Genomic DNA, 12,143 nt, shown 5'->3' on the forward strand with positions numbered 1-12,143 from the left:
CGGGGACGTCTTAACATGATTGACGTTTACGTCAAAGAGCAGGCCAGCCCCTGCTCGCACGACGCAGCAGCAGCCAATGCCGGCGCAAGGCCGACAGCCGCGCCACGCCTTCGAGCGGCGAGCCATTCTCCATCTTGCCGAGATAGGCGCGTGACAGGGCAAGTGGCAGGAATGCCGGGCGCAGCGAGACCGGGAGAGCCGGTGCGCCTTGCTCGAAGGCGGAAAGATGTTCCCGTGCCAGCGCCATCATCGCCGCCACCGCGCGTTTGGCGCCGGGTCCGCCGTCGCCGGTGACGAATTCTTCCGGCGACGATCCCGCTGCCGCCAGAATGTCGGCCGGGACAAAACATTGTCCGCGCTGGCGGTGCAGCGGCAACAGCAGCAGCAGGCCGGTCATCGCCTGTGCGCAGCCTGCCCTGCCCGCCAGTTCGGCAAAGCGCGGCGCCTCGCCGGGGTCGAGCACCATCGCCGCAAGCTGGATGAGTGCTGCGGCCGTCTCGCCGCAATAGCCTTCCAGATCGGTGCGCGACGGCATCGGGTCGTCGTAGAGGTCGAAGATGCGCGCATCGAGCATGTTCTCGAAGGCCGGCTTCGGCAGGCCGAATGTCGCTATCGTAGCGTTCACGGCTTCGGCAGTGGGATGGCCGGCGCCGGCCTCGCCGCCGGCGGCAATGACATCGCGCCACCATTGCAGCCGCACCTCGCCCGGTAGCGCCTCATGGATGCGATCGCGAATACCTGATATCTCCGCGTTGAAGGCGTAGAGCGAAAACAGCGCGTAGCGCTTGCCGTCCGGCGCGTAGAGCGCGGTCAGATAGCGATCATGGTCGGCGGCACGCACCGCGTCCATGACGATTTCAGCGCTTCGAGGCATATCAATCGACGGCAATGAGCGCGGCGGCCACGGCGCGCTCTTCCGCCAGAAGGACATTGTAGGTCCGCACCGCGGCACCCGTCGACATCGGGTCGGATGCAATGCCGGCGGCCTTCAGCGCGGCCCGCAATGCAGCGGGCAACGGCCGAAGATCCCTGCCCATGCCGACCAGCAGGATCTCGATCTTGTCGGCCTCGGACAGCAGCCTGTCAAAATCCGCCACCGTCAGCGCCAAGGGATCCACCGGCTCCCAGCCATGGATGCCGGATGGCAGACAGAGCAGCGAACCGCGATGCGACATGTCGGCAAAGCGGAATCCGCCATTGCCGTAGGCTTCGATCGGCGCGCGGCCCGGGAAATGCGCCTCGCGGATGACGATGCCTTTGCTGGTCACCGTTAAACCTCTTCGGGGGGGCGCGTCAGGTCGCGACCGCCTTGCCGCCATTGACCGGCTTCTCCTCGTCGGCTGAAGCCTGCGGCCGCAGCTTGAACAGGATCAGCAGCGGTGCGGCGATGAAGATCGACGAATAGGTGCCGAAGATCACGCCGAACAGCATGGCCATGGTGAACGAGCGGATCACCTCGCCACCGAACAGAACCAGCGCCAGCAGCGCCAGGATCGTCGTCACCGAGGTCAGCGTCGTTCTCGACAGCGTCTCGTTGATGGCGTTGTTCAGGAGTTGCGGCAGCGGCATGCGCTTGTATTTTCGCAGATCCTCTCGGACACGGTCATAGACCACGATCGTATCGTTCAGCGAATAGCCGATGATCGTCAGGATCGCCGCCAGTGACGACTGGTTGAACTCCAGCCCGGAGATGACGAAGAAGCCGAGTGTCATGACCACATCGTGCACCGTCGCCACGATGGCGCCGACCGCGAACTGCCATTCGAAGCGGAACCAGACATAGATCAGGATGCCGAGCAGCGCGATCAGCATGGCGATCGTGCCTTGCTTGGCGAGCTCGCCGGACACGGTCGGTCCCACCACTTCGACGCGGCGGAAATCGTAATTATCCTGCAGCTCGCCGCGCACCTTGTCGATGACGGTCTGCTCGGCATTTTCGCCACCATCCTGCGTCCCGACGCGGATCAGCACGTCGTTCGGCGTACCGAACTGCTGCACCTGGACTTCACCGATGTTGAGTTCGGTCAGCCGCGCGCGGAGGTCGGCGAGATCGGCATTGCCGCTCTTGGCCTGCACTTCGATCAGCGAACCGCCCTTGAAATCGATGCCGTAGTTGATGCCGACGGTCATGAACAGCACCACCGACAGGATCGAAAGTGCGCTGGACAGCGTGAACGTCCAGCGACGGATGCCCATGAAGGGGATCTTGGTGCCGGGCGGAACGAAGGTCACCGGCGCCTTCGGCAATTCCTTCGGGCGAGCCCGGCGCAGCCAGATCGAGACCAGCAGACGGGTGAAGGTGAAGGCGGTGAAGACGGTCGTCAGGATGCCGATGGCATAGGTGATGGCAAAGCCCTTCACCGGACCGGTACCAAGATAGAACAGGACCACGGTGGCGATCAGGGAGGTGATGTTGGAATCGACGATGGTCGCCAGCGCCTTGGTGAAACCGGTATCGATCGCCTGGATGACCGAGCGGCCGGCGCGCCGCTCCTCGCGGATGCGCTCGTAGATCAGCACGTTGGAATCGACCGCCATGCCGATGGTCAGCACGATACCGGCGATACCAGGCAAGGTCAGCGTCGCGCCAAGCAGCGAGAGCACGCCGACGATCATCGCCACGTGCACCGCCAGCGCGATGTTGGCGAGGAAGCCGAGGAAGCCGTAGGCGACGAACATGAAGGCAACGACGAGGATAGAACCGATGATGCCGGCGACCTTGCCGGCATGGATCGAATCCTGGCCAAGGCCCGGACCCACTGTACGTTCTTCGATCACCGTCAACGTCGCCGGCAGTGCGCCGGCGCGCAGCAGCACGGCGAGATCGTTGGCGCTCTGGGCGGTGAAATTGCCGGAGATCTGGCCGGTGCCGCCGAGGATCGGCTCGCGGATCTGCGGCGCCGAAATCACCTGGTTGTCGAGGATGATGGCGAACAGCTTGCCGACATTTTGCGCCGTGGCCTGGCCGAAGCGCGCCGCCCCCTTCGAATCGAAGCGGAACGACACCACCGGCTCGTTGTTCTGCGAATTGTAGGTCGCCTGCGCATCGACGAGGTTTTCGCCCGAGACGATGACGCGGTTCTCGATCAGATACGGAACCGGCGGATCGTCCTGCGAATACAGCACCGACGAGCCGGCAGGCGGACGGCCGTTGAGCGCGTCCTGCACCGGCATCGACTGGTCGACCATCTGGAAGGTCAGCTTGGCGGTCTGGCCGAGGATTTCCTTCAGCCTTTGCGGGTCCTGAAGACCCGGCACCTGGACAAGGATACGGTCGTCGCCCTGCCGCTGCACGATGGGTTCGGTCGTGCCGAGTTCGTTGACGCGGCGTTCGACCACCTCGATCGATTGCGTCAGCGCGGTCGACGTGCGGTATTTGATGCCGGCATCGGTGACGTTGAACTTGAGCAGGCCGGGCTCGGAATCGTCGAGCGTCATTTCCTGCACGGAACCGCCGGTGAACAGGCCGGCGGCGACCGGATCGGTCAGCGTCTTCAGCGCCGTCTTGGCGGCATCGATCTGGGCGGGATCGGTAATGCGAACCTGCAGGGTCCGCCCGGTGCCGGCAAGGCCGGTATAGCCAATCTTGGCGTCGCGCAGCAGCGTGCGGATTTCGTCGCGCGTCGTCTCCAGCCGGTCCTTGATCAGATCGTTCTGGTTCATTTCCAGCAAGATGTGCGAACCACCCTGCAGGTCGAGGCCGAGCGTCATCTGCCGCTTCGGCACCCAGTTGGGCAGCTGCGCCAGCGTGCTGGCGGAGAACAGGTTGGGCGCGGCGAGGATCACCGTGATGGCCACGGCCACCCAGATCAGGATCATCTTGAAGCGCGAGAAATACAACATATGGCGTCGTCCGTCAGAGCGTGTCCGCGGATCGCTCCGCCTAAAATTGGATTATTTCTTGGCGTTCTGGTTGGCCACCGGCTCGCCCTTGACGCGCACATCGGCGATCGTCGAGCGCAGCGCCGTCACCTTCAAGCCATTGCCGAGGTCGACCTCGAGCTCGTTGTCGTCGATCACCTTGGTCACCTTGCCGACGAAGCCGCCGCCGGTGACGACCGTGTCGCCGCGACGGACCGCGGCCAGCATCTCGCCGCGCTTCTTCAGCTGCGTGCGCTGCGGCCGGATGATCAGAAAATACATGATCACGAAAATCAGGACAAACGGCAAAATGCTGATGAACATGTCGGGAGAAGCGCCGACGCCTTGGGCGTATGCCGGTGTCACGAACATCGAGGTACTCCTGAATTTTGAAAACAGCCGCCAATCTGGCGGCCCCTTGAAATTTGGCCGGAATATAGTCGGTAAAGTTGTCAATGCAACTGCGCGGCCGGCCAAATCGGCTGCTTTTCCGGCCTGTTGAGCCGTGTTAGAGCAGGATCGCAAAAAGCGCGAGCCGGTTTCCGCAAAAAATTATGCTCGAACAAAAGGTTGCAACCGGTTTTGTATCAGGCGAAATCGGGCAGCTTCACGCCCCAAGACATCAAAAACGCGAAAACAAAAGACAGACATGACCGACAGCAGCATTGAGGCCCTGAACCAGAAACTCGACCGGCTGATCGAAGCGGTGAGCCGCCTTGCCCCGCCGCCGGTGCCCCAAACCGACCTCCGCGAGGCCGATTGCTTCGTTTGGCAGGCCGATCCGGGCTATCTGGAACCGGTGCACAGGGTTAACCGCGTCGACATCGGACTGATCCGTGGCGTCGACCGTGTCCGCGACATCCTTGTCGACAACACCGAACGCTTCGCTGCCGGCTACCCGGCCAACAATGTGTTGTTGTGGGGCGCGCGCGGCATGGGCAAATCGTCGCTGGTCAAGGCCGTGCATGCGGAAATCAACGCCAAGGCCAGGTCCGACCTGCCGTTGAAGCTGATCGAGATCCACCGCGAGGACATCGACACGCTGCCGAAGCTGATGGGTCTGCTGAAGGCGGCGCCCTTCCGCTTCATCCTGTTTTGCGACGACCTCTCCTTCGATCACGATGACACCTCCTACAAGTCGCTCAAGGCAGCGCTCGAAGGCGGCGTCGAGGGCCGCCCAGCCAATGTCATCTTCTACGCCACCTCGAACCGCCGGCATCTTTTGCCCCGCGACATGATCGACAATGAGCGCTCGACCGCCATCAACCCGTCCGAGGCGGTCGAGGAAAAGGTGTCGCTGTCCGACCGCTTCGGGCTGTGGCTCGGCTTCCACAAATGTTCGCAGGACGAGTATCTCGACATGATCGATGGCTACGTCCGCCATCACGGGCTGACAATCGATCCCGACACGCTGCGCGCCGAAGCATTGGAATGGGCGACGACGCGCGGCAGCCGCTCGGGCCGCGTCGCCTGGCAGTTCACCCAGGATTTGGCTGGCCGGCTCGGCAAACCGCTGAAGGACTGATGCGTTGGATAGCGTCGCCAACGCCATCCGATGACAAGATCATTTGGGCGGCTGCGACCGCCGCAAATCACGCGGCGTTTGGCCGATCTCACGCCGCATCCAATGCGCCAGATGTGACTGGTGCGCGAAGCCCGTCAATTCCGCCACTTCGCTTGTGCTGAGATCGCCGTGCTGCAGCAGGACGCGTGCGCGTTCGACGCGACGCCGTAGCACGTAGCGGTGCAGGGTGAAGCCGGTCGCCGCCTTGAACCATGTCCGCAAGTGCGAACTGCTGGCGCCGGCAACCCGGCTCAGTCGATGGATCGAGAGAGGCTCGTGCAGCGCAACCTCGATATGCTCCAGCACGCGCTTGAGCTGAGTATCCGACAACCGGTTCGCGCGATCGATATCAGGTTCATCGAGGCCAAGCAGCCTCACAGCGAGCGCGGCGCCGATGCTGTCGACAAACAACGACCCGCCCGGCGACTTCGCATTGAGATCGCTCTCCAGTGCTCGCGCGAGGTGTTCGATGCGCTGGTCACGAAGCAGGTGACGTGTGCCGAGCGGCAATGCGCGCGCGTTGCCGCCAAGTTCGGCTGCCACCCTTTCCATCAAGGCCGGTTGTAACGCGATCTCGATCGTGTCGAACGGGGTCTCAGCCTCGAACCCACCCTCCTGACCGGCGGGCACCAGGTCGATATCGCCGGCGCGCCTGACGAAATATCGTCCAACCTCATGGCAGTAGGAGCGCGTCGCGGCACTTGCATGCACCATGATGCGATGGTGTGGCGCCCGGAGCAGACGATGGACCCCGGCTTCGACATGCCGGGAGGCCAATGTTACGTCGGACGGGGATCGGGCCGGGGCGACTTGCGAGAGCATGCTTTCTCGATTCATGGCAAAACCTGTTCAAGACTTGGCAATTCCCGCGCGATTTTCAATGCCGTGGCTATGTACCTACGCCTCTCCATAAAACTTGGATGAGAGGTTATGCCATGAGTTTCTATGTTGTTGTGGGAGCAGGCCCGGTTGGTCGCGAGACCGCGCGGCTTCTGGGCGAAGAAGGCCATGATGTTGTCTTGACGAGCCGGAGTGTCGGTTCGAACGCGCTGCAAAACGTCCGGACCGTGCAGTCCGACGCCACCAATGCCGCGGAACTGGCGCGTATCAGCCGAAACGCCGACGCGATCTTCATGTGCGCCATGGCCGCCTATCACCGCTGGCCGACCGACTTCTTCCCAATCATCGACGGCACCGTGCGGGCTGCCGAAGCGGTCGGCGCGAAGCTTGTGGTGCTCGGAAACCTCTATGGCTATGGCAAAGATGCCGAAAGCCCGCTTCACTCCGACCTGTCTCTGGATCCGACTTCGAAGAAAGGAACCGCGCGGACGATCATGTGGCAGCGGGCGGTCCGTGCGGACGTGCCGGCCGTCGAAGTGCGGTCCAGCGATTATCTTGGACATGGCGCGATCAGCTCTTTCTCACTGGTCGCGCTGCCCTCCATACTCGAGGGGAAACCGACGGCTTTCATTGGCGACCTCGACGCAACTCACGCCTGGTCCTTCACGAAGGACGTGGCCAGGACACTGGTCGCTGCCTCGCGCTACACGGGCGAATGGGGACGGGCGTTCCATGTTCCATCGCAACACGCCCCATCCCGGGAACTCATCCGGGCGACCGCGGCAATGCTTCACCGTGAAATTCCAGGAACACGCTCCTATTCCATCTCCGAAATAGAAGCATTGGGCATGCATGAGCTTATCGAGATGAGCTACCTCTTCGACAAACCCTTGCTGGTCGATTCCTCCGACGCGGAGACGCTTCTCGGCGTCAAGGCCAGCAGCCTTGGCGTCATGATCGCCGACACTCTGCGCGACCATCTTGCTTGAAGACTGGCGCGGCGCACCGGAACTGAAAAAGCCCGCTCCTTTCGGAACGGGCTGAGCCGGCGGGCCGGACTGGAGGTCAGACGGCCCGCAAATTGCTTTTTTTCTTCTATTCGAAACAGCCCCGACTATTCGAGATAGCCGGAGGGATCGACAGGCGCCGAGTTCTTGCGCACTTCGAAGTGCAGCTTCGGCGAGTCCGTCGTGCCGCTCATGCCCGACAGCGCGATTTCCTGGCCGCGCTTGACCTTCTGGCCGCGCTGCACCTCGATCGAACTGGCATGGCCGTAGACGGTGACCAGGCCGTTCTCGTGGCGCACCAGCACCGTGTTGCCGAATTCCTTGAGGCCGTCGCCGGCATAGATGACGACGCCGTTCTCGGCCGCCTTGACCGGCGTGCCCGTCGGCACGGCGATATCGACGCCGTCCTTGCCCGAGCCGAAACCGGAAATCACGCGACCGCGCACCGGCCAGCGCATCTTGCCGATGCCGGTGGCGTCTGGCGCGACGGCATCGTCGGCCTCGGCCTGCTGGATGACCTTCGAATCCTTTTTCGGCGGCGTGTAGGACGCCAGCGTTTCAGACGGCGTGGTCTTTGCCGCGGGCTGCGTGGTGGCCGTCGTCACCGGATCGACCTTGGCCGGCTTGGCAGCGGCGACGGTCGCGGTTCCGCCGGCCGGCACCTTCAGGGTCTGGCCGATCTTGAGCAGTCCGTCCTTCATCCCGTTGGCCTGCTTTAGAGCAACGACGCCGACGCCGGTCTTCCTGGCAATCGAAGACATCGTGTCGCCCGACTGGACCGTGTAGGTCCCAGCAGCGCCGGTCGTCTTGGCAACCTGCGGCTTGGGCTCCTTGGGCTGGTTTGCTGCGGCCGACGCGTCGACCTGAGCGGCGGGCTTGCCTTCCTTAGGCTTCGGCTGCTGCGGCAGAACGGCGACCTTGTCCGGCGCAGTGGCCGGCAGGTTGTGCTTGCCGTCTTTCGCCGGCTTGGCATCCGCGACCTTCGCCTCGCCTTTGCTGGAATAGGCATAGGCCGGGATGACCAGCTTCTGGCCGGTCTTCAGCCCCTTGGTCGCGCTCAGCCCGTTGACCTTCATGATCACGTCGGACGGCACCTTGTAGCGCTGCGCCAGGCCGCCGATCGTTTCGCCGTCCCTGACGACGATCTCGGTTGCATGCGGAGTGCCGGAAGCAGCCACGCGGGGTTCGTCAGGTTGCGAAACCTTGAAAGGCGACGCCGCCGGAGCGACGGTGCCGGTCGTGGTCCTGTCGACATGCGGTGCCGGGGCCAATGCGGTGCGCACCGGCTTCGATGCCGGCGCCTGCTGCGCTTGGGCAACGGGCGGCGGCAGCGGCCGCGTCGAGACCGGCTCGAGGCTGGAGCGGCTGACCGATTGTGTATGGCTGCCATCGATCGGAGCGGCGGCGACATCGCCCGGATAGGGCTGCTGTACGGCATCCTGCTTGTTGATGATGGCGCGCTGATTGTTGGTCGAGGATGTAAAGACGTCGTCGACGCCATTGAACCGCGAAACCTGGGAACTGCACCCCGCAGCAGCACCCGCGACCATCAGAATGGCGCAGCCTCGCGCCAGATTGCGACCGTTTGTCTTCAAAACACTGAGTTGCATCGCACTAACCCGCACATACCCGGTACAAACTAGGCATGATTAAAGCGCGTTAATGTTACTCGACGGTTAACCTCATGGAATCCGACGCAATTTTTCTTAAAATATTAGAGAGCGAGCCGTGCGAAGATTTCGGGTCAGGCCAGCCGGGGTCGAAGACGGGCGCACGACGCGGCCGAACATCGACATCCGCGCTAGATAATAGCGGCGACACCGCGCAGGATCGGCTGCAGGCGAACGAGGCCGATGTCTTCACGCTCGAAGCGGCTGCCGACCTTGGTCAGCTTGGCCAGCACCTGTTCGCCCTCTTCGGGGCCGATCGGAGCGATGACGATACCGCCGCTCGACAACTGGTCGAGCAGGAAACGCGGCAGGCTGTCGAAGGCGGCCCAGGCGACGATGCGGTCAAATGGCCCTTCATTCGGCAGCCCGCCGGAACCATCGGCGTGGCGCACGATCACATTGCCGATGCCGAGCGCCTCGAAGCGCTGCCGCGCCTGCTCGGCGAGCGTCTTGTAGCGATCGGTGGTGATGACCCGAGCGGCCAGCCGCGACATCACCGCCGAGGTGTAGCCCGAGCCGGTGCCGATCTCGAGCACGCGGTTGCCCTGCTCGATGGTAAGTGCGGCGATCACCGCCGCCTGCATGTCGGCGCCTTCGATCGCCTCGCCGCATTCGATCGGCAGCATGCGGTCCGACCAGGCGATCTGATGGAACTGGGCCGCCAGGAAGCCGCGCCGCGGCATCGCCTCGAAGGCCGCGATCAGCGCCTTCGGCACAGTCCCCCGGCCGCGCAGACGCAGCAGAAAGGCGGCAAAACCTTCGCGGTCGTCGATCGGGAGGCCCTGGTTCATGCGAGCGCCTTGCTCAGTTGGTCACGGATTTCATGGGCGGTAAGGTCGAGCTGCAGCGGCGTCACCGACACCAGCCGGTTGCGCAAGGCGTAGAGGTCGGTGCCTTGCTTGCCTTCGACCGGCTCGCGGCCGAAACGCAGCCAGTAGTAAGGCAGGCCGCGCCCGTCACGGCGCTCGTCGACCCACAGGGAGTGCACGAGCTTGCCCTGCGAGGTGACCACCGTGCCTGCGACTTCCTCGGGCGTGCAGTTGGGAAAATTGACGTTGAGCAGCACGCCGTCGGGCAATGGCGTCGCGACAAGTTTCTTCAGCAGCGCCGGCGCCAGCGCCTCCGTCGTCTCGTAGGGCACGACGCGATCTTCGCCGACATAGCTGTAGCCCTGGCTGAGCGCGATCGAGCGAATGCCGAGCAGCGCGCCCTCCATGGCGCCGGCGACGGTGCCGGAATAGGTGACATCGTCGGCGATGTTGGCGCCCGAATTGATGCCGGACAGGATCAGGTCGGGTGCGCCAGGCAGGATCTTCTTGACGCCCATGATGACGCAATCGGTCGGCGTGCCGCGCACGGCAAAATGCTTCTCGCCAATCTTGCGCAGCCGCAGCGGCTCCGAGATCGACAGCGAATGCGCATAGCCGGACTGGTCCTGCTCGGGCGCCACCACCCAGACATCGTCGGACAGCGTACGTGCGACGCGTTCGAGCGACGCCAGGCCCTCGGCATGAATGCCGTCGTCATTGGTCAGGAGGATACGCATTATTTCGCTTCGATCTTTTCCAGACCGCCCATGTAAGGCCGCAGCACTTCAGGAATGGTTACGCTGCCATCCTCGTTCTGGTAGTTTTCGATGACGGCGATGAGCGCGCGGCCAACGGCTGTGCCCGAGCCGTTGAGCGTGTGGACGAAGCGGTTGCCCTTGCCGTCCTTGTCCTTGTAGCGGGCGTCCATGCGGCGTGCCTGGAAATCGCCGCACACCGAGCAGGACGAGATTTCGCGATAGGCGTTCTGGCCGGGCAGCCAGACCTCGATGTCATAGGTCTTGCGTGCGCCAAAACCCATGTCGCCGGTGCACAGCGTCATGGTGCGGAACGGCAGGCCGAGCCGTTTCAGCACTTCCTCGGCGCATTGCGTCATCCGCTCATGCTCGGCAAGTGACGATTCCTGATCGGTGATCGACACCAGCTCGACCTTGTAGAACTGATGCTGGCGCAGCATGCCGCGCGTGTCGCGCCCGGCCGAGCCCGCTTCCGAACGGAAGCACGGTGTCAGCGCGGTGTAGCGCAGCGGCAGTTTTTCATGCGCGGTGATCTCTTCCCGCACCAGGTTGGTGAGCGGGACTTCGGCGGTGGGGATCAGCCATTGGCCCGTCCCGCCCGCCTTTTCCAGTTCCGCAAACTTGCTCGAAAGCTCGCTGAATTCGTTGGCGTAGTTATTGAATGTATCTCTAAATTTCAAAAAATGATCGTGGAGAGAGAGAAAAAGTGGAGACGTCCAGTTAACGTCATGCCCCGCCTTTCGCTGCTCCGTCATGGCGGAGCCAAAGCTCTCATTAAAATTACCGAGCCAAGTGTTCTCAGCTACCAGTTGATTTTGAAGATCGAGCGTTTGCCTGAATCTGATTTTTTGAACCTCAAGATCATTCAAGATCGGATAGAGATCCTCCTTAAATTTCGGCAGCTGTCCCGTACCGAACATTACGTCGTCCTTGACCATCAGCGGTGGGATGACTTCCTCGTAGCCATGCTCGGTCGTGTGCAAATCGAGCATGAACTGGCCGAGCGCGCGTTCCATCCGCGCCAGCCCGCTTTTCAGCACGGTGAAGCGCGAGCCTGACAGCTTTGCCGCGCGCTCGAAATCCATCATGCCGAGCGCTTCGCCGATCTCGAAATGCTCCTTCACCCAGTTCGGCCGCGTCGGCACCTTGCCGACGATGTGCTTGACGACATTGTCGTGCTCGTCCTTGCCGACAGGCACGTCGTCGAACGGTACGTTGGGCAGCACCGCCAGCGCATCGTTCAGCGCCTTGTCGAGCTCGCGTTCGCGCGCCTCGCCGTTCTGGATGAAGGTCTTGATCTCGCCGACTTCGGCTTTCAGCGTCTCGGCCAAGGCCGCATCGCCTGAACGCATGGCGTTGCCGATCTCCTTCGACGCGGCATTGCGGCGCTCCTGCTTGATCTGCAGTTCCGTGACGTGTTCGCGCCGCGCCTCGTCGGAGGCGATCAGCCCGCCGACCGTGGACTGCGCCTCGTCAGCCGACCACGAGCGCTTCACCAGCGCCTCGACAAGGGCCTTCGGGTTGTCGCGAATCCATTTGATGTCAAGCATGGTTTGAACGCTCCGGGGTAGCATGTCGCCCAAAGTGCGCAGCGGTTTGGGACAACGACATGCTTCAAACAAAACTGAAACGCATCG

General features: G+C 62.9%; 11 protein-coding genes. 2 read left to right on the top strand and 9 right to left on the bottom strand.

The window, feature by feature from the left end:
- Positions 1-31: 31 nt before the first annotated feature.
- From LB519_RS27090 to yajC, 4 genes are read right to left on the bottom strand one after another with little or no spacing between them, the layout of a single operon-like run.
- Positions 32-874: a phytoene/squalene synthase family protein gene (locus LB519_RS27090; RefSeq protein WP_164753889.1), complete on the bottom strand. Its 843-nt coding sequence runs from the start codon at positions 872-874 to the stop codon at positions 32-34.
- 1 nt (position 875) lies between these two features.
- Entirely contained in the window at positions 876-1,268 is a 393-nt protein-coding gene (locus LB519_RS27095) for an Mth938-like domain-containing protein (RefSeq protein ID WP_027160422.1), read from the bottom strand.
- Between the two features lie 25 nt (positions 1,269-1,293).
- A complete protein-coding gene (gene secDF, locus LB519_RS27100; RefSeq protein ID WP_063172318.1) occupies positions 1,294-3,843 on the bottom strand; it encodes a protein translocase subunit SecDF in 2,550 nt (849 codons plus the stop codon).
- A 51-nt stretch (positions 3,844-3,894) separates the two neighbouring features.
- Positions 3,895-4,233 carry a preprotein translocase subunit YajC gene (gene yajC, locus LB519_RS27105; RefSeq protein WP_013531305.1) on the bottom strand — a complete coding sequence of 113 codons (339 nt, stop codon included), beginning with the start codon at positions 4,231-4,233 and terminating at the stop codon, positions 3,895-3,897.
- Positions 4,234-4,510: 277 nt separating this feature from the next.
- Here yajC and LB519_RS27110 point away from each other — a divergent pair, with 277 nt between their 5' ends.
- Positions 4,511-5,386, top strand: coding sequence for an ATP-binding protein (locus LB519_RS27110; protein ID WP_024503854.1), 876 nt, complete (start codon positions 4,511-4,513; stop codon positions 5,384-5,386).
- A gap of 39 nt (positions 5,387-5,425) precedes the next feature.
- Here the strand turns inward: LB519_RS27110 and LB519_RS27115 are convergent, their stop codons facing one another.
- Positions 5,426-6,247 carry an AraC family transcriptional regulator gene (locus tag LB519_RS27115; protein ID WP_224621599.1) on the bottom strand — a complete coding sequence of 274 codons (822 nt, stop codon included), beginning with the start codon at positions 6,245-6,247 and terminating at the stop codon, positions 5,426-5,428.
- 113 nt (positions 6,248-6,360) lie between these two features.
- Here LB519_RS27115 and LB519_RS27120 point away from each other — a divergent pair, with 113 nt between their 5' ends.
- Positions 6,361-7,254 carry an NAD-dependent epimerase/dehydratase family protein gene (locus LB519_RS27120; RefSeq protein WP_224621621.1) on the top strand — a complete coding sequence of 298 codons (894 nt, stop codon included), beginning with the start codon at positions 6,361-6,363 and terminating at the stop codon, positions 7,252-7,254.
- Between the two features lie 125 nt (positions 7,255-7,379).
- On the opposite strand, the gene LB519_RS27125 is transcribed toward LB519_RS27120, so the two are convergent.
- The 4 genes from LB519_RS27125 to serS form a co-directional block, all read right to left on the bottom strand.
- Complete coding sequence (locus tag LB519_RS27125; protein WP_224621600.1) at positions 7,380-8,882, bottom strand: peptidoglycan DD-metalloendopeptidase family protein; 1,503 nt, start codon at positions 8,880-8,882, stop codon at positions 7,380-7,382.
- Between the two features lie 191 nt (positions 8,883-9,073).
- On the bottom strand, positions 9,074-9,733 hold the full coding sequence (locus LB519_RS27130) for a protein-L-isoaspartate(D-aspartate) O-methyltransferase (protein ID WP_224621601.1): 660 nt from the start codon (positions 9,731-9,733) through the stop codon (positions 9,074-9,076).
- A complete protein-coding gene (gene surE / locus LB519_RS27135) occupies positions 9,730-10,488 on the bottom strand; it encodes a 5'/3'-nucleotidase SurE (protein WP_024503850.1) in 759 nt (252 codons plus the stop codon). Before surE ends, LB519_RS27130 begins: the two co-directional genes overlap by 4 nt.
- Positions 10,488-12,056 (bottom strand): serine--tRNA ligase, encoded by a 1,569-nt coding sequence (gene serS / locus LB519_RS27140; protein WP_224621602.1) that lies wholly within the window; start codon positions 12,054-12,056, stop codon positions 10,488-10,490. The genes surE and serS overlap by 1 nt, the downstream gene beginning before the upstream one ends.
- Between the last annotated feature and the right edge of the window lie 87 nt (positions 12,057-12,143).

The organism is Mesorhizobium sp. AD1-1 (assembly GCF_020164655.1).
In the GTDB taxonomy this organism is placed as follows: Bacteria; Pseudomonadota; Alphaproteobacteria; order Rhizobiales; family Rhizobiaceae; genus Mesorhizobium; species Mesorhizobium ciceri.

Bases quoted from the DNA above. Each gene is read 5' to 3' on its own strand.
- LB519_RS27130 (WP_224621601.1), bottom strand. From the start codon at position 9,733: ATGAACCAGGGCCTCCCGATCGACGACCGCGAAGGTTTTGCCGCCTTT.
- yajC (WP_013531305.1), bottom strand. From the start codon at position 4,233: ATGTTCGTGACACCGGCATACGCCCAAGGCGTCGGCGCTTCTCCCGAC.
- LB519_RS27120 (WP_224621621.1), top strand. From the start codon at position 6,361: ATGAGTTTCTATGTTGTTGTGGGAGCAGGCCCGGTTGGTCGCGAGACC.
- serS (WP_224621602.1), bottom strand. From the start codon at position 12,056: ATGCTTGACATCAAATGGATTCGCGACAACCCGAAGGCCCTTGTCGAG.
- LB519_RS27090 (WP_164753889.1), bottom strand. From the start codon at position 874: ATGCCTCGAAGCGCTGAAATCGTCATGGACGCGGTGCGTGCCGCCGAC.
- surE (WP_024503850.1), bottom strand. From the start codon at position 10,488: ATGCGTATCCTCCTGACCAATGACGACGGCATTCATGCCGAGGGCCTG.
- LB519_RS27115 (WP_224621599.1), bottom strand. From the start codon at position 6,247: ATGCTCTCGCAAGTCGCCCCGGCCCGATCCCCGTCCGACGTAACATTG.
- secDF (WP_063172318.1), bottom strand. From the start codon at position 3,843: ATGTTGTATTTCTCGCGCTTCAAGATGATCCTGATCTGGGTGGCCGTG.
- LB519_RS27110 (WP_024503854.1), top strand. From the start codon at position 4,511: ATGACCGACAGCAGCATTGAGGCCCTGAACCAGAAACTCGACCGGCTG.
- LB519_RS27125 (WP_224621600.1), bottom strand. From the start codon at position 8,882: ATGCAACTCAGTGTTTTGAAGACAAACGGTCGCAATCTGGCGCGAGGC.